The sequence below is a fragment of the Dyadobacter sp. genome (assembly GCF_039919315.1).
Lineage (GTDB): Bacteria > Bacteroidota > Bacteroidia > Cytophagales > Spirosomataceae > Dyadobacter.
The window spans coordinates 14,280-38,770 of sequence record NZ_JBDSFX010000033.1 but is presented as its reverse complement, the minus strand read 5'-3'; the positions used below and the strand labels follow the sequence as shown (position 1 = coordinate 38,770).

Annotated in this window: 26 protein-coding genes; 16 read left to right on the top strand and 10 right to left on the bottom strand. The window is 44.6% G+C overall.

The window, feature by feature from the left end; translation table 11 throughout:
* Window positions 1–3 precede the first annotated feature (3 nt).
* Window positions 4–471 (top strand): hypothetical protein, encoded by a 468-nt coding sequence (locus ABIO93_RS09330; RefSeq protein ID WP_348066829.1) that lies wholly within the window; start codon window positions 4–6, stop codon window positions 469–471.
* 13 nt (window positions 472–484) lie between these two features.
* Here ABIO93_RS09330 and ABIO93_RS09325 read toward each other — a convergent pair whose 3' ends face one another.
* From ABIO93_RS09325 to ABIO93_RS09305, 5 genes are all read right to left on the bottom strand, one after another.
* Window positions 485–676, bottom strand: coding sequence for a helix-turn-helix transcriptional regulator (locus tag ABIO93_RS09325; protein ID WP_348067028.1), 192 nt, complete (start codon window positions 674–676; stop codon window positions 485–487).
* 94 nt (window positions 677–770) lie between these two features.
* Entirely contained in the window at window positions 771–1,010 is a 240-nt protein-coding gene (locus ABIO93_RS09320) for a helix-turn-helix transcriptional regulator (protein WP_348066827.1), read from the bottom strand.
* Window positions 1,011–1,516: 506 nt separating this feature from the next.
* Window positions 1,517–2,281, bottom strand: coding sequence for a hypothetical protein (locus ABIO93_RS09315; protein WP_348066825.1), 765 nt, complete (start codon window positions 2,279–2,281; stop codon window positions 1,517–1,519).
* Between the two features lie 108 nt (window positions 2,282–2,389).
* Window positions 2,390–3,325, bottom strand: a complete 936-nt coding sequence (locus ABIO93_RS09310) for a sugar phosphate isomerase/epimerase family protein (protein WP_348066823.1) — start codon at window positions 3,323–3,325, stop codon at window positions 2,390–2,392.
* 6 nt (window positions 3,326–3,331) lie between these two features.
* Complete coding sequence (locus ABIO93_RS09305; protein WP_348067026.1) at window positions 3,332–4,591, bottom strand: Gfo/Idh/MocA family oxidoreductase; 1,260 nt, start codon at window positions 4,589–4,591, stop codon at window positions 3,332–3,334.
* Between the two features lie 211 nt (window positions 4,592–4,802).
* Between ABIO93_RS09305 and ABIO93_RS09300 the strand changes: the two genes are divergently transcribed.
* Window positions 4,803–6,398, top strand: a complete 1,596-nt coding sequence (locus tag ABIO93_RS09300) for a Na+/H+ antiporter (RefSeq protein ID WP_348066821.1) — start codon at window positions 4,803–4,805, stop codon at window positions 6,396–6,398.
* Window positions 6,399–6,407: 9 nt separating this feature from the next.
* On the opposite strand, the gene ABIO93_RS09295 is transcribed toward ABIO93_RS09300, so the two are convergent.
* Complete coding sequence (locus tag ABIO93_RS09295; protein WP_348066819.1) at window positions 6,408–7,934, bottom strand: S8 family serine peptidase; 1,527 nt, start codon at window positions 7,932–7,934, stop codon at window positions 6,408–6,410.
* Between the two features lie 166 nt (window positions 7,935–8,100).
* Between ABIO93_RS09295 and ABIO93_RS09290 the strand changes: the two genes are divergently transcribed.
* The 13 genes from ABIO93_RS09290 (at window position 8,101) to ABIO93_RS09230 (ending at window position 20,422) form a co-directional block, all read left to right on the top strand.
* Window positions 8,101–9,390, top strand: coding sequence for an aminopeptidase P family protein (locus ABIO93_RS09290; protein WP_348066817.1), 1,290 nt, complete (start codon window positions 8,101–8,103; stop codon window positions 9,388–9,390).
* Between the two features lie 65 nt (window positions 9,391–9,455).
* Window positions 9,456–9,833, top strand: coding sequence for a DUF5618 family protein (locus ABIO93_RS09285; RefSeq protein WP_348066815.1), 378 nt, complete (start codon window positions 9,456–9,458; stop codon window positions 9,831–9,833).
* 32 nt (window positions 9,834–9,865) lie between these two features.
* Window positions 9,866–10,102 (top strand): hypothetical protein, encoded by a 237-nt coding sequence (locus tag ABIO93_RS09280; RefSeq protein WP_348066813.1) that lies wholly within the window; start codon window positions 9,866–9,868, stop codon window positions 10,100–10,102.
* Window positions 10,092–10,424: a type II toxin-antitoxin system RelE/ParE family toxin gene (locus ABIO93_RS09275; protein WP_348066811.1), complete on the top strand. Its 333-nt coding sequence runs from the start codon at window positions 10,092–10,094 to the stop codon at window positions 10,422–10,424. The genes ABIO93_RS09280 and ABIO93_RS09275 overlap by 11 nt, the downstream gene beginning before the upstream one ends.
* Before the next feature lie 86 nt (window positions 10,425–10,510).
* Window positions 10,511–11,140 carry an MgtC/SapB family protein gene (locus tag ABIO93_RS09270; protein ID WP_348066809.1) on the top strand — a complete coding sequence of 210 codons (630 nt, stop codon included), beginning with the start codon at window positions 10,511–10,513 and terminating at the stop codon, window positions 11,138–11,140.
* 157 nt (window positions 11,141–11,297) lie between these two features.
* On the top strand, window positions 11,298–12,194 hold the full coding sequence (locus ABIO93_RS09265; RefSeq protein WP_348066807.1) for an EboA domain-containing protein: 897 nt from the start codon (window positions 11,298–11,300) through the stop codon (window positions 12,192–12,194).
* Between the two features lie 11 nt (window positions 12,195–12,205).
* Window positions 12,206–13,234, top strand: a complete 1,029-nt coding sequence (locus ABIO93_RS09260) for a TatD family hydrolase (protein WP_348066805.1) — start codon at window positions 12,206–12,208, stop codon at window positions 13,232–13,234.
* 1 nt (window position 13,235) lies between these two features.
* Window positions 13,236–14,105, top strand: coding sequence for a UbiA-like protein EboC (gene eboC, locus ABIO93_RS09255; protein ID WP_348066803.1), 870 nt, complete (start codon window positions 13,236–13,238; stop codon window positions 14,103–14,105).
* A gap of 40 nt (window positions 14,106–14,145) precedes the next feature.
* Window positions 14,146–15,309 (top strand): 3-dehydroquinate synthase, encoded by a 1,164-nt coding sequence (locus ABIO93_RS09250; RefSeq protein ID WP_348066801.1) that lies wholly within the window; start codon window positions 14,146–14,148, stop codon window positions 15,307–15,309.
* Window positions 15,306–16,508, top strand: a complete 1,203-nt coding sequence (gene eboE / locus ABIO93_RS09245) for a metabolite traffic protein EboE (protein WP_348066799.1) — start codon at window positions 15,306–15,308, stop codon at window positions 16,506–16,508. The genes ABIO93_RS09250 and eboE overlap by 4 nt, the downstream gene beginning before the upstream one ends.
* Window positions 16,501–17,865 (top strand): nucleotide pyrophosphatase/phosphodiesterase family protein, encoded by a 1,365-nt coding sequence (locus tag ABIO93_RS09240; RefSeq protein ID WP_348066797.1) that lies wholly within the window; start codon window positions 16,501–16,503, stop codon window positions 17,863–17,865. The genes eboE and ABIO93_RS09240 overlap by 8 nt, the downstream gene beginning before the upstream one ends.
* A gap of 58 nt (window positions 17,866–17,923) precedes the next feature.
* Window positions 17,924–19,117, top strand: coding sequence for a PQQ-dependent sugar dehydrogenase (locus ABIO93_RS09235; protein ID WP_348066795.1), 1,194 nt, complete (start codon window positions 17,924–17,926; stop codon window positions 19,115–19,117).
* Window positions 19,118–19,177: 60 nt separating this feature from the next.
* Entirely contained in the window at window positions 19,178–20,422 is a 1,245-nt protein-coding gene (locus ABIO93_RS09230; RefSeq protein ID WP_348066793.1) for a saccharopine dehydrogenase family protein, read from the top strand.
* Window positions 20,423–20,466: 44 nt separating this feature from the next.
* Here the strand turns inward: ABIO93_RS09230 and folB are convergent, their stop codons facing one another.
* The 3 genes from folB to ABIO93_RS09215 form a co-directional block, all read right to left on the bottom strand.
* The gene (folB, locus tag ABIO93_RS09225; RefSeq protein ID WP_348066791.1) at window positions 20,467–20,817 is read right to left on the bottom strand and encodes a dihydroneopterin aldolase; all 351 of its coding nucleotides are present in this window, start codon (window positions 20,815–20,817) and stop codon (window positions 20,467–20,469) included.
* Window positions 20,818–20,825: 8 nt separating this feature from the next.
* Complete coding sequence (locus ABIO93_RS09220) at window positions 20,826–21,833, bottom strand: DivIVA domain-containing protein (protein ID WP_348066789.1); 1,008 nt, start codon at window positions 21,831–21,833, stop codon at window positions 20,826–20,828.
* Window positions 21,834–21,937: 104 nt separating this feature from the next.
* Window positions 21,938–22,840: a cytochrome D1 domain-containing protein gene (locus ABIO93_RS09215; protein WP_348066787.1), complete on the bottom strand. Its 903-nt coding sequence runs from the start codon at window positions 22,838–22,840 to the stop codon at window positions 21,938–21,940.
* 59 nt (window positions 22,841–22,899) lie between these two features.
* Here ABIO93_RS09215 and ABIO93_RS09210 point away from each other — a divergent pair, with 59 nt between their 5' ends.
* Entirely contained in the window at window positions 22,900–23,529 is a 630-nt protein-coding gene (locus tag ABIO93_RS09210) for a 4'-phosphopantetheinyl transferase superfamily protein (protein ID WP_348066785.1), read from the top strand.
* Here the strand turns inward: ABIO93_RS09210 and ABIO93_RS09205 are convergent, their stop codons facing one another.
* Complete coding sequence (locus tag ABIO93_RS09205) at window positions 23,530–24,375, bottom strand: transglutaminase-like domain-containing protein (protein ID WP_348066783.1); 846 nt, start codon at window positions 24,373–24,375, stop codon at window positions 23,530–23,532.
* Window positions 24,376–24,491 lie beyond the last annotated feature (116 nt).

Here is a 24,491-nt window from a genome sequence, read left to right as displayed (position 1 = left end):
CCAATGAAGTATTGCTGCATTCTTTTTCTGCTCACATTGTTCGCCTGCAACCAGCAAAACAACTCCGAAGGCTCCTCAGGCGACCCTGACCAAGCGATCAATGATACTATTCCACTTATCAGAGACAAGGTAGAAAACGGTCCCGTCGCCAGTTTCAGCGAAAAGGTGAAAGACCCATTGAATGACTGGAAATTTGCTGTTGAAGTGTATGAAACCAAAGCTACATTTGAATTTTTGGTTAAAATAAAATACAAGGAACTGGAAGCCGAGGACAACCTGAAAATCCCGAATTTCGGTATCATGCCAAAGGTCGAAATTCAAAAAGGTCCACAGGAACAATCCTGTATCATCGGTTTTCTGGACAAAAATGGTGTTTTTAAAGAGTACAAGCTGGTCAGAATCAGAGATCAGCAATTGAAAATATCTACATTGAAGTATTACGCAAGAACTAAGTATAAAGTGAAGAAATAGTTGGGAATTCTATCTACTCAAAATGCAACAATTCACCAAAAGGCGCTTCCAGCGCCAACGAAATTTCATACAACGAAAAAAGTGAAGGCGAGACCTTCCCATTCTCAATTCTTTCAAGCGATTGCCTATCCTTGTAACATGCACGTGCAAGGTCTGACTGACTCCAACCCTTCTCAGATCTGAGTTGAATGATTCGCTTACCCACCTTCTTTTGAAGTTCAATTTTATCCACGGCTCCAATTTATTCTATTTCCTAAAAAGCTGGCTCGGGCAAAAGAGATGTTGAAAACGGACGCTATTCAACCTTTTTTCACATTTGAAACTAGAAGTTCTCTAACGTCAACTTCTAAGACGTCAGCAATCTTGAACAAAGTTTCGATAGGTGGTTGAACATCATTTGTACACCACTTTGAGACTGTGGTTTTATTTTTCCCTAGTTCTTCTGCCAGCCAAATATTGGTTCTTCCTTTTTCCGCTAGAACTGCCTTTATCCTGTTATAAGTTTTATTTTCAGCCATTGAAGTGAAATCAAATACCATTTTAGTGGTAAGATAATCACATCTAAAATCTCGTCTCTAAGTATAAAACAGCATTATACTGCATTTAAATATATAATTTCAACACTATAATTGCATATTTTTACACTTATTGCCACTTTTGAAAAATATCATTAGAAATTAACGCAATGCACATTCTTCCACCTAAGCCTCGCCAACTGAAAATTTATTCAAAATTCCAAAGAACCTCACAATGGCGGACCAAGTTTGTTCCCGAAATTCGGCTTTGTGGGAAGTGGTTTTTGGCACTCGTGTTCCTATAAAACTTGTTTGATTACCTGGAAACCGGTGATTCCATAGAGACTTTCTCGGAGGATTTTGAAGGCGTGAGCAAAAATCAAGTAGTCAAAGTACTTGAAACATCTACACACGTTTTACATGAAAATTTTGCTTGACGAATGTGTCACAAGGCGCCCAAAAAGGTAGGAAAATCCGGCTCATTATCTGGGACTGCAACATGACTTTTCGCGGGAAAGCCGATGTCCTCTCTACTTCCCGTATGCTATGATTTTCTTTGTTCTTCTGATGCCGGACCCTATGGTTCTATATCCAACAAGTTCTCCATTTTCCTGTAAGTAATCAATATTTGTGAGTTGATCAGCGACAAGACCAATACCTGATGCATATTGCTTATAACCCAGTCTAAAATAAAGTGGACCTGTGGTATCGCTCCGTTCGGATACCTTGAATGTCCTGTCAAATTTCAGGGAATCGATTGTTAGAGGTTGATCCAGATCTTCATAGTGAAACAAATATCCCGATCTGTCATCATCTTTATCCAGATTGAAATATTGGTACCCGTTCCAATTTACCGCAGGTGTGTATGGGAACACAAGAGAAGTGAAGATCTCGTTGCCTTGATTAAGAATGATTTTATCAGGATAAGATGTGACACTATATTCGCTGACCTTTTGCCAATAACCTGATAAAGTGGTTCGAATTGAATGAGAAGCAATGTAGACTTCGCCACCGCTAAATTCTACATCCTTTCTTATAATTTCATCTTTCTCATACCAAGAACTGATTTTTGGATTCTTCTGGCCCACCGAATACACCATTTCATCCACCTGATAAATCTGATATCGCCCAATCCCCAGCGGAAAATAGTCGTATGGATTGCTAGGTGACGTTTCAGGACTATTGCAGCCTTGAATTGCAATGAACAAAATGGTAGCTGGCAACACTACTGATCTTCGAAACAGGGAACCGTACCATTCAGGCAACGATATGCAGAATTTTTTCATGTCTTCCATTTCCGTTTTACGCCATTAGCTCAAAGATAGAAAAACCACTTGGTCAAATAACAAACAACGCCGCTCCAAGAATGAAGCGGCGCTGTTATATAACATCAAATTTTCTTTCTAAGCCTTAAAAACCTCATCCATTTTCTCACGGATGGTTAGCAAACGTTTACGGTCACCGCCAGGGACTTCGGCCGATGCCCAGCCTGAATAACCCACCTTTTGAAGTGCTTTGTTTACTTCCGGCCAATTATTATCGCCTTCCATAAACTCTACATCAAACCCTTTCCAAAGACCCAGATCATTTTGTTTCTTAAAACTGAATTCTTTCAAATGGAGCTTTAAAATGCGTTTGTTCAACGCTTCGATCCAAGAAACCGGCCAGCTGTACCGGAGCACATTACCAATGTCAAGGTACCAGCCAACCATTGGATTGTTAAAGTCATCGACAAACTTTGCTGCTTCCAAAGGACTCAGCAAAAACTGGTTCCAGACGTTTTCAATGGCGATTTTCACACCTGTTTTTTCAGCAATGGGAATTAGCTTACGGATCTCCGCCTGAGAGCGTTCATATGCTTCACCATAGGTAACACTGGCGTTCACTACCCCTGGCACTACCAGTACCGTGCTGCCACCGTACTCTTTAGTATCCCACAATGCTTTCTCAATTGATTTTGCGCATTCTTCCCGCTTTTTCGGATCAGGATCGGACAATGGCAACTTCCAGTGCATGGAATTAACAGTTCCTGGAATCAGCAAACCGGTTTTGTCCCTGGCCGCAAGGACCTCTTTCATATCCAGTTTATCGGGGGAATCGAGCTCTACACCGTCGTAACCAAGATCTTTCAGTAACTTAAATTTGTCCATTACTGACAAATCTTCCTTTACCATTCCCCACATCAGGCTCTTTTTCACCATTGGTCTGGCCAATGGATTAGTCAGTGCCGCAGTATTTGAAATGAAACCTTCTGCCGAAGCATTGGAAACGACAGAAGCACCGACTGCCGTGGCCGTAGCCGCTAGAGCAGTGTTTTTAATAAAATCCCTTCTTTGCATATAATCTTAAGAAAAGGCAGTGATACCAGGTTTCGCAACTTCAACTACCGGAGGTTTCATATCAAAGCTGTATTGATCTGGTCCCAGTTTTTCAGTTGAATTCATTGCTTCTTCCCAGGTAACGCGCTTTCCGGTATACGCAGCCATTCTACCCATGATGGCGAGCAGCGTGCTTTGCGCCATAAACTCACCGTCATTGATCAGCTTACCGCTTCTGATGGATGCAAAAAGTTCGTTATGTTCAGTCTGGTACATATCATTTTGTGCACCTTCGTATTTCCATGGGTTTTGCCCGAAGATCTCGTGTACGTTACGCGCGCAGTTCACCATTGCACGACCTTTTGTTCCGATCGTTTCAACCAGGTAGCTGTTTTCGCAGTTAGCCTGTTGTCTTGAATGGTGGAAACCTTTTACGCCGCCTTCATATTCGTAAGTCACCGCGAAGTGATCGAAGATATTACCGAACAATGAATCGGTACGAACCTGGCGTCCGCCGGTTCCTACTGCCGACAAAGGCAATTTTCCGCCCATTGCCCACGACATCATATCGATGCTGTGTACCGCCTGCTCCACAATGTGGTCACCAGCCAGCCAGGTGTAGTATGTCCAGTTACGCAATACATATTCCGCATCTGTCCAGCCCTGTACGCGTGGGAAAGACCACAATGTACCGGTATCGTAAGTGTTATAAATCGCAGAAATATCACCAACCGCTCCGTCCAGGATCTTCCCGAAACTTGCGCGTTTTGGCTCATGATAACGCCAGCAGAAACCTGACATTAAAGAAACATTTTTTTGTTTGGCCAATTTAGCCGCATCCAATACCTTGCGCACACCAGGAGCGTCAACCGCTACCGGCTTTTCGCAGAACACGTGCTTACCTGCATTGATCGCAGCAGTAAGGTGCTCGGGGCGGAAATGCGGAGGCGTTGCAAGGATCACCACGTCCACACCAGACTCCAATACTTTTTTGAACGCATCAAATCCAACGAATTTATGACCTTCATCCACTTTCACTTTCGGACCATGTACCTTGGTCAGGTTTTCAAGTGAAGAATCCATTTTATCTTTGAAAATATCTCCCATGGCATGAAGCACAACATTAGGATCTGCTTTCAAAGCTTGGTTAGCAGCACCGGAACCACGTCCGCCGCAACCGATCAAGCCCACCTTAAGGGTCTCAGCATTAACACCGCCAAAGGCACGATTTGGATTCAGAATTGTAATAGCTGGTAATGTGCTGCCTGCAAGAGCAATACCCGCCATTTTCAGAACATCTCTTCGAGAAGTACTCATTGGTAATTAGGGATTAGGTGATAGAATTGTCAGAAAGAGCAATAAAGATATAGAAAACTCTCATTTTTTCAGCAGAAAAAAACCAAAAAATCATTTTGCGTGCTCGTTAACACACAAAACTATATAACGTTAATTTGACAATTTATATACATTTATACCATCGTTTCTTGAACCCACCTATATGATCCACGATAATTTACTATTAATAATATCCCTCTTATTCGTCGTTTCAATGCTGACGATGCTCAGCGAAAAAATTGGAGTTTCTTACCCGATCTTCCTGGTAATTGCCGGTTTACTTATCAGTTTTATTCCGGGAATGCCCCATTTCGAACTCGATCCTGACTGGGTTTTCCTCATCTTTCTACCTCCGCTTTTGTATGGGGCAGCCTGGAATACTTCATGGAAAGATTTCTGGCACTGGAAGCGGCCCATACTCCTGCTTTCCATTGGGCTTGTCGTTTTTACTGCTACCTCCATTGCCTACCTTTCCCATGCGATGATCCCAGGCTTTACATTGGCGATGGGCTTTGTGCTAGGCGGCGTTATTTCTCCGCCCGACGCGGTCGCAGCAACTTCTGTGTTGCAGGGCCTCAAAGTACCCAAGCGTGTAGTGACTATCCTGGAAGGAGAAAGTCTGGTAAATGATGCGTCATCGCTCATAGTTTTCCGGGTTGCGCTGGCCACCATGTCTACCGGTCAATTTGTGCTCTGGCAAGCAGGGGTCGATTTTTTTACGGTAGCAATCATGGGGATTATCATTGGTCTCGCGATAGCCCATGTACTCTATCTGGTGCACCGGTTTTTCCCTACCACACCGAGCATTGATACCGCGCTGACGTTCATTTCTCCTTACTTAATGTACATTGCCGCCGAGCATTTTCATTATTCGGGTGTACTGGCGGTGGTGAGTGGGGGTTTGTTTTTGAGCTTCCGTGCGCATGAGCTTTTTAGCTACCAGTCTCGTATGCAGACAAATTATGTGTGGGAAACCGTCATTTTTCTACTCAATGGCATTGTTTTCATCATGATTGGCCTGCAACTGCCTGAGGTAATGACTGGCCTAACGAAATACACATTGCTAGAAGTGATTACCTACGCGGTTGTCGTTAGTGTTGTCACGATCCTGATCCGGATTATCTGGGTTTTCCCCGCCACTTACATTCCGAGAATTCTTTTCAAATCCATTCGGGAGAAAGAGCCGCGACCTAGCTGGCAAACTGTATTTATCGTAGCATGGAGTGGGATGCGCGGGGTGGTTTCACTGGCGTCGGCCCTGGCTGTGCCGTTAATGCTGAAAGGTTCCGCATTCCCGCACCGTGACCTGATTCTGTTCATCACCTTTGTGGTCATCCTTTTTACATTGGTTTTGCAGGGGTTAAGTCTCCCCTACCTGATCAAATGGTTGAAAATAGAAGACGACGATGAAAACCTTGACGAACAGAATGCGATGCTGAATTCAAGACTGGCGACGGTAAGTCTGGACTATATGCAATCCAATTATGACGGAGAAATTCAAGAATTCGAGCCTTTCCGGTTGTTAAAGGATCGCTATACGAAGATCATTGAAATGGCTGATGCCAAACTTTTTCATTCGGAAGAAAATGTCAGCAAGGCATTTGTCCTGAAATACCGAAAAATGTTACTGGAAATTATTCACATCAAAAGACAGGAAATACAGAGGCTACGAAAAGAGAGAGCTTGCGCTGATGAGCTCATTAAAATCAAGGAGCGTGAGCTGGACCTCGAAGAAGCCCGGCTCAGAAAGTCACCTTAGAAATGCGGGTCAGTTCCATTCCACCTCTACCACATAATCCCGGAGATCAATGGTGGTGAACTTTTCGTTGTTCTGGCGTTTGAGAGAAATTTTGCCGTTTTGTACCTTGGCTACCTGCTGGGATAAAACGTCTTTGTCGTTTTTCTTTCTGTAAATCGCCACCAGAGAATCCTGGCTGGTCACTTCCACGTCACAAGTCCTGCCTTTAGCATTAATAAGTTTGGCATTATCGGGTAGGTAAGGTGCCTTGGCAAGCGCAAGTGCACGGCTGGCCTGAGGTACGCCATATCCTATATAGTTATTGCCATAAGGATACAAATGGGACGATCTTTCGATCAATTTAAGGAGTTCTTTATTAGATAATCTTGGATTCGCTTGTAACAGGCAAGCAGCAAAACCGGTAATGACCGGAGCAGATAGTGAAGTACCGTAGAGTGAGAAACACGATACATTAGGTTTCACATAAGGTAAAAATTCAGGGCCGGTGCTGCTGTAACCGATTCTGTTCCAAAGCTTTCCGTTGGTAGCACCAACTGACAACACACCTTTTGCATCAGCAGGAGCCGACACAATGCCCCAGCTTTTATCGTCTCCTTCATTACCAGCCGACACTATTAGCATGATCCCTTTTTTGTCGGAAGCAATCTGAGCGGCGCGGGAAATAGCGCTGGTTTTGCCGTCCATTTGTGAAGGCGTATAATTTTCTCTTGGATCTGAAAACCCTTTGGCATAGCCCAATGAAGTATTAATAAGGCGCACACCGAGGCTGTCCATCCATTCCATGGCCGCGATCCAGTTATCCTCTTCGCCACGGTATTCTCTTAAAGAATAGTCGGTACGCGCGAGATAAAACTTCGCATTGGTCGCCATACCATATTGAATCTGGTCCTGGTAATCGATTCCTGCAATAGCGGCCAGTACTTCCGTTCCGTGCATGTCGGAGAATGATTCCGCAGTACTGAACAGCAGGTCGCCTGCACGACCCGGTTTCACATAATCGCGGATACCTAAAATCCGGTCATTTGAAAAAATCTGAGATAAAGAAAGCGAAGAATCAGCTCCGTAAAAACCTGCGTCAATCACCCCAATCGTCACATCCTTGGCCGTAATTCCTTCTTTCAGAAATGCATTGGCCTGAACCTGTGACATTACCGGTGCCATTTGTGCTTTTTCAATGGGCTGAGTGCGGGCGATGTAAAATCCGGGATCGATCTGAACCACGTCCTGAACAAAATCGAGCTGCCTTACCTTCATGGCCTGCTCGCTAGTCATCACGGCTGACACTGCGTTCAGCCATTTGGAGCGGTTAATAATGTTGACAGATTGTTCACGAAGCGATTGCTCATAGTCTTTTTTGATCGGAAGATCCATGTCATCTGAAAGTGCCAGACCCAATTTCTGACGGTTTTCCAATGTCAGCGGGGAAACAGCTGGCGCAGCATTCAGATCTTTATTTTTCAGGTAAATCCAATACTTCGGACTTGCCGAGGAAATAATGGGAATCAATACAAATGCTAGCAAAAACAATCTTTTCATGAACAATATCATAGTTAGGTATTCTCTGTCAATTTGGTAGATACGGGCATTTATTCTTCACAAAACATGTAGAAACTACTGTATTTAGCGTTTCGCCCCGTATAATTTTTGAACAAGATAACCGTAATTTTGCAAATTAAATGACCAGTTACAAAATTTACCCGCTATGCGATACTCCCCTATTGACAAATCCCTGTTTATAGAAAACCGACGTCGACTCACTGAATTATTGAAGCCAAATTCTTTGGCTATATTAAATTCAAATGACATCATGCCCACCAATGCGGACGGCAGTATGGGCTTTAAACAAAGCACGGACCTATTTTACCTGACGGGTGTCGACCAGGAGGAAACTGTGTTGTTGCTATTCCCCAACCATCCTGACGAAAAATTCAGGGAAGTACTGTTTTTGAGAGAAACCAATGAACTGATCGCGGTGTGGGAAGGCGAAAAGCTCACCAAAGAGCAGGCAAAGGAAGTAACCGGGATACAAACGATCTTCTGGACGCATCAATATGAAACGGTTTTCAGGAATATCGTTTTCGAAGCTGACAATGTATACCTGAATACCAATGAACATACCCGCGGCGACTCTCCGGTGCAAACGCGCGAAGCACGTTTTGTGATTGATTTCAAAGAAAAGTACCCTATACATTCACTGCAAAGACTGGCTCCGCTGATGCACAGGCTGCGGGCGATCAAGCAGCCGATTGAGATTGAGCTACTTCAAAAAGCCTGCGACATTACTAAGCTTGGCTTTGAGCGACTGTTGAAATTTGTAAAACCGGGCGTTCAGGAATTCGAGGTGGAAGCCGAGTTGGTGCATGAATTTGTAAGAAATCGGTCGAAAGGGTTTGCTTACCAGCCCATCATTGCTTCTGGCGCCAATGCTTGTGTACTGCATTACATTCAAAATAACCAGCCTTGCAAGGATGGGGACGTACTGTTGCTGGATGTAGCAGCTGAGTATGCTAACTATGGAGCTGATCTTACCCGGTCCATTCCCGTCAATGGCAAGTTTTCCAAGCGTCAGCGGGAAGTTTATGAGGCTGTTTTACGGGTCTTCAAAGCCGCTAAGGGAATGCTGGTCGCCGGTAACATTTGGGATGAGTACCATTTGGAAGTGGGCAAAATCATGGAAAGTGAGCTCATCGGTCTCGGGCTGATCACTAGGGATGACATTGACAAGCAAGATCCCGAGTTGCCGGCTTACAAGAAATATTTTCCGCATGGTACTTCTCATTTTTTAGGTCTGGATATTCATGATGTCGGCAATAAGTATCGTCGTTTCGAGGCAGGTATGGTTTTTACCTGCGAGCCCGGTATCTACATTAAAGAAGAAGGGTTGGGCATTCGGCTGGAAAACGACATTCTCATCACGCCAACCGGCAACATCGACCTCATGGAGCATATTCCCCTGGAAGCTGAGGAAATTGAAGAGATTATGAATAGCTGAGACAAATGCTTTTTGTTTTTGTAAATTTGAGTTCTAAGCAAACATACACTAAAAGCATCGAGACAATGAGTTCAATTCAGGAAGCCAAGCGTTACATTGATAATGCAAAAGAAATTCTCCGGGAGAAAGCGGTTAAGGAAGACGGGTATTACCAGGATCCCAAATACGTTAAAATGGCTGGCCACACGGCCTACACCGGAATATTACTGGTTTTGGACAATTTATTAGGAACGAAAACAAAAGGTCGCAAAGACGTGGATTGGTACAAACAACATCTTGACCAAATGGACAAAAAAATGTTGAATTCATTTCTGACAGCCTACCAGGTACTTCATCTAGATATGGCTTACGATGGGGCCAAAAGCGCTGATCTGGCGAAGCTTGGAATGGAGGAAGCTGAAAAACTGATTTCCTGGGTTGAGATTAAAACTGCAAGTGCATAGCAAGCGGTAAGGATAATTTAAAATGTAACAAGATGGAAAACACGATCAATTTTACCATTCCGTTGTCGTTTCAGCAGCTTGTAGATTTGGTAAGGCAGTTACCAAGGCAGGAACGTGAAAAACTGGTTAATGTTATTCAAGAGGAGCACCTGGACGAAGATGAACCAACCAAAGCTCAGATTCTTGAAAACTTGAAGCAGGATTACATTTCTTTGAAGGCAGGAACATTAAAAACTTGGCCTCTTAAAGACGTTTTGAATGAGCTTTGAATTAATTGTTTCCACACACTTTAAAAAAGAATTAAAACGACTTGCCAAAAAATATGCTTCATTAAGAGAAGACGTTTTTGAGCTTGGTGAAAGCCTCGCCGATAATCCTGTTCAGGGCACACCGATTGGAAAGGACTGCTTTAAAATTCGCTTGGCGATTAAAAGCAAAGGCAGAGGGAAAAGTGGCGGTGCAAGGGTGATAACCTGTGTTTTTACTTTGCAAGAAAAAGTTGTGCTCCTCAGCATTTATGACAAATCAGGAAAAGAAAATATCAATGCAAAAGAGCTAAACGATTTGCTTGACGCTATTGAAAGAAATTAATAATGCAACACTCACATTCACCAAAAGCCGGGAGATTCTGAATCTTCCCGGCTTTTCATTCTAAGGCCAGGACTGAACTTACGAAAATGGAATTATTACCGGAAGACGTTTACAAGCTGCTTTTATCCTTTTTACTAGGTGCTATCATTGGTACTGAAAGGGAATACCGCAGCAAATCGGCCGGGTTGAGGACGATGATCCTGATCGCGGTAGGCTCTACACTTTTCACCATTCTTTCCATTAAGATCAGTTCCGATGCCGGGCGCATTGCTGCCAACATTGTGACCGGTATTGGTTTTATTGGTGCGGGGATCATTTTTCGCGAAAATAACCGGGTCGTGGGTATTACTACCGCTGCCATTGTGTGGGTTACGGCGGCGCTGGGAATGGGCATCGGCGCAGGTTTCTACGAAATCTCGATTGCTTGCTTCCTTATTTCCGGCCTTTCGCTGGTCGTTTTGGCACCTATTCAGCAATTTATCCGTCGGAAAAGTCAGATCAGGAATTACCGGCTGATGTGCGTTTATCAAAAACAAAGCCTGAAAACGTACGAGGAAATGTTTAAACAATACAATCTGAAAATTCTGAGAGGCGAGCAAAGCCGCACAGGAAACCACATTACCGGAAGCTGGACGTTACAGGGATCCGAAAAAAAACACGACGAGCTGACGCATGAATTATTGAATGACATCAACATTCAAGAGTTTGATTTCTAAACCATTTGATTGGACGGAGCAGATTAGTTTTTCATTAAAACTACGGGAATAAGGCATTTTAATGAGTCTTATCCTTGCGTAAAAACGTTATAATATCGCTGCCGGAAACTTTATAATAGTAAATAGGCATTAATAAGAAAATAACCCGCAATAAAGAATGATTACCCGGATGCGTCCGGCGCTGATCAGATCACAGTCGTACATTATGTCGGACATCATTAAAAATAAAATTTGGGAGATAGTAACCCGCAATACAACCGCCGCTGAGGCCGATTGGCTCCAACAAAAAGGTACTGCCAGCCCCATGGAGCTCATGACCGCATTTGTAGCTGCACCAAGGTTTCTTTCCAAAAAAATCATTACCATCAGCACAGATATTCCCTGGGACCTGAACTCGGAAGTTTCGGGATTTTCGGTGGAAAACTGGTCGCTGGTGAGACTGAGTAGGGTTTGGCTCCTCACCCAGCTTGACCCTTCCGACAAAGAAGCTTACGTCAAGAACATTGAAACACTTTTCGATACTGCGGAAATGAATGAGTTGGTGGCGCTTTACTCCGCACTTCCGCTCCTTTCTTACCCCGATCAATGGCTTTTCAGGGCAACGGATGCAGTTCGTTCCAATATGGGTTTTGTTTTTGATGCCATCGCATTGCATAACCCGTATCCCGAAAAATATTTCAGCGAACTGGCGTGGAACCAGATGGTTTTGAAGACCATTTTCAATGATAAGCCCATTCATTTTATCGAAGGACTCGAAAACAGGTCTAACGAAAAACTGGCTGTCACACTCTCCGACTTCGCACATGAACGCTGGGCAGCTGGTCGCAGCGTACCTCCACAGGTATGGCGACTTGTGGGTAAATATATGAACCCGGCTTTACTGACGGACGCGCAGCACCTCTTTGATTCTGCAAACCTCGGAGATCAGAAAGCCGCAGCTTTGGCTTGCAACGAATCATCACTTGCCGCCGCACATTATTTATTGGCCAAATATCCCGACCTGGAAAAATCTGTAAAATCAGGGGAATTAACCTGGGCCGAACTAGAAAACTGACATCTAAACCTATGTGCCTTAACCATAACGATACTACCCAGAACCCTTCGCACTTTGAAGAAAGTGAAGAGGTCGCAGCTGCCCCCGCGCACCGCGACATTGCCTGGAACGACTATAAAGACCTAATTAAAGGAATGCGGTTTTTCGATCCGCATATCCATATGGTATCCCGCACTACGGACGACTATCAGGCCATGCACCAGGCTGGCATCGTCGCATTGATCGAGCCTGCTTTTTGGGTAGGACAGCCGCGGACGGGATTATCCAGCTTTAAGGATTATTACAGCAGCCTGGTTGGCTGGGAAAGGTTTCGCTCTTCCCAGTTTGGCATCAAGCATTACTGTACCATGGGATTGAATTCCCGCGAGGCCAATAACGAGGCACTTGCAGAGCAGGTAATGGAAATTCTGCCATTATATATTTACAAAGAAGGTGTAGTAGGTGTCGGCGAGATCGGGTTCGATGATCAGACCCCCGCGGAAGAAAAATATTACCGTTTGCAACTGGAACTCGCCAAGCAAGCGAAGCTACCTGTACAAATCCACACGCCGCACCGCGACAAGAAAAAAGGAACGGAGCGCAGTATGGCGATCGCATTGGAGCATGGACTTGATCCATCCTGGGTGATTGTCGACCATAATAATGAAGAAACTGTTAAAAGTGTTCTGGACCAGGGATTCTGGGCTGCTTTTACGATTTATCCTTTTACTAAAATGGGCAATGAGCGTATGGTGAAAGTAGTGGAGCAATATGGCCCCGAAAGGATTATGGTCAATTCAGCGGCTGACTGGGGTATTTCCGATCCGCTGGCTATTCCTAAAACCGCCGCTTTAATGAAAATGAGAGGCATTAGCGACGAAACGATCAGACTCGTGACTTACCAGAATGCCATAGACGCGTTCGGAAAAAGCGGACAGATCGATGTTTCAGATTTTGAATCCGGATACGCCATTGACCATACCGAGAAATTCCACGGAAACAGCATTTTGAGAGGCGGACAGCAACCTGTTCCTGCCAAAGATTCCCTAGTAATTCAATAACGTGAGCAGTCTTAAACCTTACCTGCAGCTAACACGTCCTGCCAATCTTGTAACCGCCATTACCGATATTCTGGCGGGTATGGCTATTGCACAATTTACTTTTTCAAGTTTTTCACCCGCGTTGCTCGTAGTTTCAACATTAGGCCTTTATGGCGGTGGTGTGGTCATGAATGACGTTTTTGATGCCAAACTAGATAGTGTCGAACGCCCCGAACGTCCTATTCCAAGCGGGAAAGTACCATTATCCTCGGCGACCATGCTCGGGATTTCACTTCTGTTTCTGGGCATTCTGGCGGCAGCGATGTTCAGTTTTCAAAGTGGGATGATCGCCATCATTGTTGCATTGCTGACCGTACTTTACAATCGATTTGCAAAACATCACGTGTTTTTTGGTCCGCTGACAATGGGTATGTGCCGGGGCGGAAACCTGATTTTAGGAATGAGTGTCCTGCCGGAATCTTTCCAGGGGTGGGCTTGGGTAGCTTTGTTTCCGATCATTTACATTGGCGCGATTACATTAATCAGTCAGGACGAAGTACATGGCGGGAAAAAGACTACTCTCTACATTGCCGCTGTTTTTTATGCAATTGTGTTACTATCGCAGTTAAAACTGGCTGACGAGCATGGTAACCTACTTTATACCGTCCCATTTGTATTGCTTCATGCGTGGTTTATATTCAGGCCATTGTGGAATGCGATGCAAAATCCGATAGGCCCGTTGATTGGCAAAGCAGTGAAAGCGGGGGTTATTTCACTTATTGTGATGAATGCCTCCTGGTGCGTGGCTTTTGGTTTATGGCCGGTGGCATTAGCCGTTTTGGCATTATTGCCGTTATCTATGCTCTTGGCAAAGGTTTTCGCAGTAACTTAGTATTAATAATTATTTTTTTGCGTGTTCAATGTCGATTTCGATGCAAACCATACAACAGCGTTTCAAAGTAGAATACAATTATGCGGTATTCTTCACACAGCATTTATTTGATCAGAAAAACCCATTACTGAAAGATTTTTTCAAGGATTATACCGAGCAAGGTTTTCAGCGCAAAGCTTTGGTGATCGTGGATGAAGGGTTTGCTCAATACCATCAAGATTTAGCGGACCAGATCAGGTCCTACTTTTCCATAGCTGTTCCCCATATCCAATTAGCCCCCGAAATCATCATTGTTCCGGGCGGTGAAGCGTCGAAAAACGATCCGGCCTTGTTTGAAAGTCTCGTGAAAGCGGTGGATGTTTACGCCATAGACCGGCATTCATTTGTCATTGGTATTGGCGGCGGGGCCGTTCTCGACCTGGTCGGGTACGCCGCCGCAGTTTCGCACAGAGGTATTAAACTGATCCGCATTCCTACAACCGTTTTGTCACAAAACGATTCAGGCGTTGGCGTAAAAAACAGCGTTAACTTTCATGGTAAAAAGAACTTCCTGGGCACATTTGCACCGCCTGTGGCTGTTTTCAATGACCTCACTTTCCTGAGAACACTCGATGACCGCGACTGGCGCGGAGGAATTGCAGAGGCTATCAAAGTGGCTTTGATCAAAGACGCCTCGTTTTTTGAATGGATGGAAGAACACGCAACAGCACTTGCTAACCGCGATGAAGAAGCCATGGCCTACCTGATCCACCGCTGTGCCGAAATGCATACCGACCACATTGCAGGTGGTGACCCATTTGAATTTGGTTCTTCACGACCGCTGGATTTTGGACACTGGGCAGCTCACAAATTAGAATATCTTACTGATTTTCAGGTGCGTCACGGGGAGGCAGTAGCGATCGGCATTGCACTGGACTGCGTGTATGCGGCCCAGGTTGGAAAGCTCCCGGAAGCAGACTTAGCTCGTATTCTTGACCTTTTGAACAAAGTGGGTTTTGATCTGTACCATCCTAAACTGGCTGAAAACGACAAGATTAACCTTCGAAATGGTTTGCAGGAATTCCGCGAACATTTGGGCGGCCGCCTGACCATTATGCTTCTTGAAAAAATCGGGAAAGGCGTGGAAGTACACGAGCTTGATGCTGATATCATTGCGAGATCAGTGGATTATCTCGAAGGCTCTAAAATCATCCATGCCCTATGATAACCCCTTACGGACACCTTACCTATTGCAGTAACATACATCCGGGCGAAAAATGGGCTGACCATTTTCAATCGCTGCGCGAAAATATTCCTTACATCCGTCAGCAGCTTGCGTCCGGCCAGTCTTTCGGGCTTGGACTCCGCATTGCCAATGAGGCGTCCATTGAACTGAGCAAGCCGGAAGTATTGCTTGAATTTAAAAACTGGCTTACCGAACAAGACGTTTACGTTTTTGTAATCAACGGGTTTCCTTACGGCGGCTTTCATAATACGGTCGTGAAAGACGATGTACACACGCCGGACTGGACTACTACCGATCGCCTGGAATACACGATTCGCCTGTTCAATATATTAACCGAGCTGCTTCCGGAAGGAATGCATGGCGGTGTATCGACTCCCCCGCTGACTTACCGGCTTTGGTGGAAAACGGAGGCGGACAGGCAATTAGCTACCGAGGCAGCCACAAACCACGTGCTGCAATTACTCGATAAACTGATTAGTATTGAAAAAGAGACCGGCAAACTGCTGCACCTGGACATTGAACCGGAACCAGACGGAATGCTGGACAATATGGTCGATTTTGTGAACTGGTACCGTAATGTGTTGCTTCCAAAAGGCACTATACATTTGTCGAGAAAGTACTCATTTTCGGAAGAACAAGCCAAAGAAACCATTCTGAAACACATCCAGCTTTGCTATGACATTTGTCACGCGGCTGTCGGTTTTGAGAACCCGGAAGAGATATTGGCATCATTGAATGAAACCGGCATCAAAGTGGGCCGCATTCAGATCAGCTCGGCACTCAAAGTAAATTTTTCGAGCGAAAAGGAAATTAAACTGAAAGCCATTGAAACTTTCAATGAGCCGGTATACCTCCATCAGGTAGTATCCAGGAACAGTGATCAGACCAAATCGCATTATCCTGATCTCAAAGAAGCATTGGCGGATTGGAATGAAAACCAGGAAGAATGGCGTGTTCATTTCCATGTTCCGCTTTTTATCAATTCTTATGGCGTTCTGGAATCTACTCAGGGAGATATCATTAAAACCCTTGCACTTCACGTAGAAAACCCATTTTCTTCATTTCTTGAAGTCGAAACTTACACGTGGGGCGTACTGCCGGAAGATATGCAAAAACCTATCGGTGAGTCTATTGTGAGGGAAATTGAGTGGGTGAAGAAAATATTGAGTTATGAATAAGACTGTTGTCATTGACATAGTAGCATTAAGTGCCAACCTGATCGGAGAACATACCCCGTTTCTTGCCGGATACTTAAAAAACAAGCATTTAACACCCATCAAACCGGTTCTTCCTGCCGTTACTACCACTTCCCAGAGCACTTACATTACCGGTAAATGGCCGGCGGAGAATGGTATAGTTGGAAATGGCTGGTATGACCGCGAAGATTCGGAAGTAAAATTCTGGAAGCAGTCTAACAAGCTGGTTCGTGGTGAGAAAATCTGGGACGCTGCGAAAAAACTGGATCCTGGTTTTACGTGCGCCAAAATGTTTTGGTGGTACAATATGTATTCTACTGCCGATTTTTCTGTCACTCCTCGTCCGCAATATCACGCTGATGGCGTGAAGGCTCCCGATTGCTATACTTACCCGCCAGAACTCAGGGACGAATTGCAGAAAGACCTGGGTCAGTTTCCGCTGTTCAATTTCTGGGGACCTAATGCCAACATTAAGTCTACCAAATGGATCGCTGACTCTTCGATGTGGGTGGAGAAAAAGCATAATCCTACGCTGACATTAATTTACCTTCCGCATTTAGATTATTGTCTGCAAAAGTTCGGCCCGGATTTTTCAAAAATCAGCAAAGAGCTGAATGAGATCGATGCGATTGTGGAGGAGCTGGTGAAATTTTATGAGGCCAGAAATGCAAAAGTGATCCTGCTTTCCGAGTATGGCATTAATCCGGTCAGCAATCCGATCCATATAAACCGAATTCTAAGAAATGAGGGACTGATTTCGGTACGTAATGAACGCTGGTACGAGTTACTCGATCCCGGTGTTTCCAAAGCATTCGCGGCTTCGGATCACCAGATTGCCCACGTTTATCTCAATGATCCTTCTGTCAAAGAACAGGTGATCAATGCATTGAAAAAAGAACCGGGCATCGATTTGATTCTTGATAAGGAAGCTCAAAAAGCATATCACATTGAACACGAGCGCTCCGGCGATCTGGTAGTCGTAGCCAAACCCAACAGCTGGTTTACCTATTACTATTGGCTGGACGACGAGAAAGCACCCGACTACGCACATCTGGTTGACATTCACAGAAAGCCTGGCTACGATCCGGTTGAAATGTTCATGGACCCGAAAAATCCATTAATCAAGCTTCGCGCTGGCTACAAGCTCGCCCGAAAACTGCTCGGTTTCCGCTACTTAATGGACGTCATTCCATTGGATGCAACATTGGTCAAAGGATCGCACGGCAGTCCCAATGTTCCCAAAAAATACTATCCGATCTGCATCACCGATGCCGCATTGGACAAAACTGAAATAGAGGCAGTGGATGTGTACGATGTGATCTGGAAGCATCTGATTTAAAAGGCATTCGCAAAACAATTGGGGTTTCATGACGTTGTAAAAAGAAAACTTCAACGTCATGCAAACAGCCTCACTAAGAACAATACTCCCGTTTGCCCTCGTCATGCTGACCCTGGCATGCTCCTCCAACGATAAGGACGTAGAAGAGTTGCCAGAGGTGCCCGAAAACACCGTGGGGTCGAAAGAGGCCTTTCCTGCTCTCACATTTGATCAGCCTGTGGATCTTCAACAAGCTCCCGGCGACAGCAGCCGCTTTTTTGTAGTGGAAAAAGACGGGGCTATTAAAGTTTTTGACAACTCGGCTTCCGTAAAAACCAGCACTACCTATCTCGACATTAAAAGAAAAGTAACATCGGGGGGAGAACGCGGTCTGCTAGGGTTGGCTTTTCATCCTGATTTCAAAAGTAATGGCTACTTTTTTGTCAACTATACCGCCGGTAGTCCATTAAAAACGGTCATTGCACGCTACAAAGCAGCCAGTGCCACTTCCACTCAGGGCGACGCTGAAACTGAGGCGATCCTGTTTACTTTCAATCAACCTTACGATAACCATAATGGCGGTTCTTTGCAGTTTGGCAAAGACGGCTTCCTCTACATTGCCACTGGCGACGGAGGTAGCGGCGGTGATCCTCAAAACAATGCTCAGAACCGAAAAAGTCATTTGGGCAAAATATTGAGAATTGATGTAAATACCACTGATAAAGGCAATTACGGAATACCTGCTGATAATCCTTACGCTACTTCCACAGAACAGTTTTTACCAGAAATTTATGCCTATGGACTCAGAAATCCGTGGCGCATTGCCTTTGATAAGGAAACTGGCCGTTTGTTTGCAGGCGATGTAGGACAAAATGAAAGGGAGGAAATTGACATGATCACCAAGGGAGGCAATTACGGCTGGCGGTTGAAAGAAGGCATCGATTGCTATAATTCAGCCAATTGCGACCAGGCCGGCCTGATAGAACCCATCCACGATTATGCTCAAAGTAATGGCGACAGGTCCATTACGGGTGGCTATGTTTACAGAGGTTCTTCGATCAAAAGCCTTGTTGGCAAATATATTTACGGAGATTATGTCAGCGGGCGGATCTGGGCCTTGGAACTGGACGGGGACAAAAAGAAAAGCAACAGTCTGCTAATGGAGAATAAAGGCGCTATCTCGTCTTTTGGACAGGATCTCAGCGGCGAGGTGTACTACCTGCATTTGGGTAATGGCAAGATTATGAAATTGGTTAACGGAAATTTAAATTGATAAATTGAACCGGCATTTTATCTTTGCGGGAAATATAAAGACTTACCAAGTTTTGGAAACTTGGTAAGTCTCAAAACTTTCAAACGAAATAAAATGTCGAAGGTCCTAATTATTGGTGCAGGAGGTGTTGGTAGTGTTGTAGCCCACAAATGTGCGTTGAACAGCAATGTTTTTACTGAAATTTTACTAGCCAGCCGTACCAAGGCGAAATGTGACAAAATAGCAGCTGAAATCAAGGAAATGCACGGTGTTACGATCCAAACCGCACAGGTGGATGCCGATATCGTTGCAGAAACAGTGTTGCTGATCAAACGTTTCCAGCCCAAGATGCTTATCAATGTAGCGCTTCCCTACCAGGATCTTACGCTCATGGAGGCCTGCCTGGCGACCGGCATACATTACCTAGATACCGCCAATTATGAGCCAAAAGACGTTGCAAAATTTGAGTACAGCTGGCAATGGGCTTACCAGGAAAGATTTAAAGAAGCAGGCTTAATGGCCTTACTTGGTTGTGGCTTTGATCCCGGAGTTACCCAGGTTTATACAGCCTATGCCAACAAGCATCACTTTGACGAAATGCATTACCTGGACATTATTGATTGTAATGCAGGTGACCACGGAAAAGCATTTGCGACAAATTTCAACCCCGAAATCAATATCCGCGAGATTACCCAGCCGGGTCGCTACTGGGAAAATGGTGAATGGATTGAGATTCCCGCCATGTCAATCCACAAACCAATCGAATACCCAGGCATCGGGCCTAAAGAAAGCTATGTTCTTTACCACGAAGAATTGGAATCATTGGTTAAAAACTTCCCAACATTGAAACGTGCGCGGTTCTGGATGACATTTGGCCAGGCCTATATCACGCATTTGAATGTGTTGGAAAATGTAGGAATGACGAGTATTAAGCCTATCAAATTCCAGGGAATGGATATTGTACCATTGGAATTCTTGAAAGCTGTACTGCCCGCTCCTGATTCCTTGGGAGAAAATTATTCAGGGCAAACTTCCATTGGCTGCCAGATTAAGGGCATTGAGAATGGTGAAGAAAAGACGTACTATGTTTGGAATAACTGCGACCACGCTGAGTGCTATCGCGAAGTGAAGGCTCAGGCGGTCAGTTACACGACCGGCGTTCCTGCGATGATTGGCGCAATGCTGATGCTTACCAATGAAGAATGGTTGAAACCAGGCGTATACAATGTAGAAGAGCTTAATCCTGATCCATTTATGGATTTGCTAAACCAGCACGGTTTGCCCTGGAACGAGCGCATTAACGTGCCGTTGCCACACGAATATTGATGTTTGTCACACTGAGCGTACGGGTACGCTCAGTGTGACAAAAGTTACCCCTCCATCGTAATCACCGCCCGCGTACAGACTCCTCCTACGGGTGGGTTGAATTTTGAGACCCTAACGGTAATGTTAGCTACCGACGGATAGTGTTCCCTGATCTTTTCAATGACCGTAAAACCAATGTGTTCCAATAGTTTGGCAGGCTCCTGCATGACCTTGGAGGCAATCTGGTAAATGGTTTCGTAGTTGACCGTTTCGCTGAGCTTGTCGTACTGCGCGGCTTTGAAAAAATCGGTCGTAATGGTAATGTCTAAGGCATATTTGTTACCGATCCGCTGTTCTTCGGGATAGTAACCATGGTACGCAAAAAACTCTAATCCTTCCAGGCTGATGGTTCCCAATGTATAAATTAGATTTGATCAAAAAATGAACCTCCTCCTGTTTTCTTTGGCTGCGCGCTTTCCCGGGGGCGGTTAATGCCCGGTGAAGCATCTCTCGCTTTTTCAGCTGATTTATGCATTTCTGCCAGCGCTTCATTTGCTTCATCGGCAGCGCTTCTGGTTTCTTCTTTTACCCTGTACTGGATTTCCTCCACAACCGGCTCTGGTTCTACTTCCGGTTCAGGCTCCACAACAGCTTTTATTTCCTCTTCTTCGTACTGCAATTCCGGCTGAATGTCTTCCTCCTCTTCGACCAGGTCACTCTCGACCAGATCATTTTCCGTATCGACCACTTCAAAGACTACATCCGGTTTTTCATCCTGTAGTATCACATTCACCTCTGCTGCCGGTTCTTCTTCTAACGGATTAGCAACCGAATAGAAAACGGGCTTTTTAGGAATTTCAATTTCGGAAACATGTTGCTTGATCTCCTCCATTTTATTCAAAACCGACTCCTTGTCATATTTCTGCTCGAACCGTTCAACCGTCTCGATGGTGTTATTAGCGAGTGAAGAAAGCTGCACGATCAGGTTGTCCCTGAAATTCTCGATCGCCCTGAAATCCCGCTCCTGGATCTTCACCTCAGCCGCAAAATCCTCTCTAAAACGCTTCAACCGATCCTCGGTTTCTCTGATAACCTGATTCGTCCTGGCCTCTGCTTCTGTTACCAGATCATTGGCTTTATTTTTGGATTCCTCTATTGTTTTTTCAGCCATTTCAAGGGCTTCTTTTTCAATCAGCTTGCTGGTATCTTCTGCTGCTTTTAAGGTCCTGAACAGCGTAGATTCAATATCTTTCAGCTTCCCAAGCTCCTTCTCAGCATATTCCAGCTGCATTTTCAGCAGACTGTTTTCACTCGAAAACCGCTCCCATTCCTGCGACAATGAGTTCAGGAAAGCATCTACTTCGTCCGGGTCGTAACCTCTGAAAATCTTCTCAAAAGTATGCTTGCGTATGTCTATAGCGGATATTTTCATGATGCATTCAATGCTTTGTTACTTATATAAAAACGGTCGTGTAAGTTAAAGATATATGAATCATTTTTCAAAGTATTTACCAATATTACCATATTATAAGTACTCTACGCGGTCACCTCCCAAACCGAAACTGTGCGGTCGTCACTGCATGAAATCAGCTGATTTTCGAAGGTCGTCCAAAGCAGCTTGTTGACGGAAGTACCATGTCCGGCGTGGCGTGCCCGGTCAATGATTTTTTTAAGTTTAAAAGTGGCCGCATCCCATACTTTGACCGATTTGTCCATACTGCAGGTCGCGAACAATGTACGATCCGGACTGAATGCAATGTCATTGATCGCGTACAAATGCGCAGGTATGTCGGTCACCATTCCGTAAGCGTCGTTTACGTCCCAGATTTTAAGGTGCGCATCGCGACCGGTGGTGAACAGATATTTCCCGTCCGGTGTGTACTTAACGGAAAAGACAGAGTTTGAATGTGATTGAATTGTCTTTTTTAACGAAAAACTGTCCAGATCGAAGATATTAACGTTCCATTCACTGTCGCCCACTGCAAATTCATTGGTCGCAGGATTGACTGCAATGGTACGTATGCTTTTTGATGATACCTTAATGTGTTTCTGCACCGAAAACGAGGGAATGTCCATCACCACCACCACGCCGTCACCGAGTGCGATCAATGCTTTCTCACCGAAAAATTGGATGTCAAATATAGCCGCAGTTGTGATTTTGGAAGTTTTTTCGATCTTGTTATTGATACTGTCCAAAACCTGTATCCCCTCATAGTTTTGCCCGATCCACAATGAATTATCAGCCTGATTGAGTGCCATTGCATAAACTGATACGCCCACCTTTGCGACCAGTTTTCCAAGATCAGGCTTGTTCAGATCCCAGTGAATGATGAAACCGTCTCCTCCCCCAGAGTAAAAGCCATGAGCAGTGTGATCAGAAATAATTGTATAAACACTGTCTCTATGACCGGAAAAAGTATCTACTTTGCGAATATTCATCCTATTAATTTTGTAACAGAAGTTGAGGGTCAAAAATAAAGATTGTAAACAGAATAACTATGCCGCTCGTTCATTCGGAAATGATTGAGGAGACCAGTACTTTACTGCTTTGGAAATTAACGGAAACCGAAACCGAGCTCAGAAACAACCTTGGTCATGGTTACAATGCCGAGGAATTAGAAAGCATATCTCATCCCCAGAAAGTGCGGGAATGGCTCGCCAGCAGGCTCCTGATCAAGACCCTCGCCGAGCAATTTGGCATTGCATACATTGGTACCCACAAAGACGAACACGGAAAAGCATACCTGATCGACAACGATTCGCACATTTCCATTACCCATACATTTGACTACGTGGCCGTGGTGATCAATCCTTTCGCGGCGGTGGGCATTGATATGGAGAAAAGCGATGAAAAATTGCAGAGAACTTCCAAAAAATACCTCTCACCACCCGAATTCGCGCATGCGAGCGACCAGCTTCCTTTACTGAGCATGTACTGGTGCGCCAAAGAGGCTTTGTACAAACTATATGGCAAGAAGAAAATCAGCTTCAGAGATGCTATCTATATAGAACCTTTTGACGAAAATTCGGTAAATCTGAAAGGAAGGTTATCGGATGCGGAGCTTGTAGTTAGCTCCGATATATATGTCCGGTGGTTTGGAGAGCATTGCCTGGCCATTGCCTTATAGCTATTCGATGATATCGTCCAGTGTCGACTTCAGAATTTTTTCAATTTCCTTGATCTTATCCTGCTCGCTTGTTTTTTCGTAGGATAAAATAAGGTTGCGAAGGACCCGCTGCACAATTTCCAGATTAGTACAGGGCTGATAAAATATCTCTTTGGACTTAATATTCAGCTGGGCAATGTAATGGTCGATGTCTGTCTTCGAAAATATGATCCCACGGTTGAAGACATTGATATAAAATTGCGTTTTATCGCTTTTATAGGTCAGTACGAAAAGATTCGGAAGGTTGACTCCATACACCGGTAGCCCCAGTTTGCGGGCTACGAGCAGGTAAATGACACAAAGCGTAATAGGATTCCCTCTACGGCTTTCCAGCACCACATTGATCATCGAATTGGAAGGAGAATGGAAGTTCTTCGTATTCGCCGCAAAATTCATCACTCCAAAAAAGATACTGTTAATGCGCTTGATCTGGTCCACCGCATTCATTTCCTCCTGAAACTGTATCCAGATATCATAGTAAAGCTGTTCAATGGTCGTTTTCAGCTTCTCTATCGAAAGGTCGGGATAATGGTAGGTCGAAATGATCCACATGCCTTCCAGCAAATCCAGTCCGCCTCCATTTTTCCACGATTGCAAACGCTCAATCATGATACTCAATTGAAGCTCGTGGATCAGTTCCTCTATTTTACGCTGTACGTGCGGATTAAAGCTTTCCTCCCATTCTGTTTCCAGAAAAGGGATCACATTGCCTCCTAACGACAGTATTTTACCCTCAACATGCTGGCTCACTTCATGATCTTCGTCATCAAGCAAGGATATCAGTGCTTTAATTTCTCTCTGGTTCATTTTCCTCAAATCTGCATTTAACAACCAACGGATAAATAAAAACATTTTTTTTTTATGGACATCAAATTTTCTACTTTTGCCCGGAAAAAAATGCAGCCGAAATGGATTCTATTCCA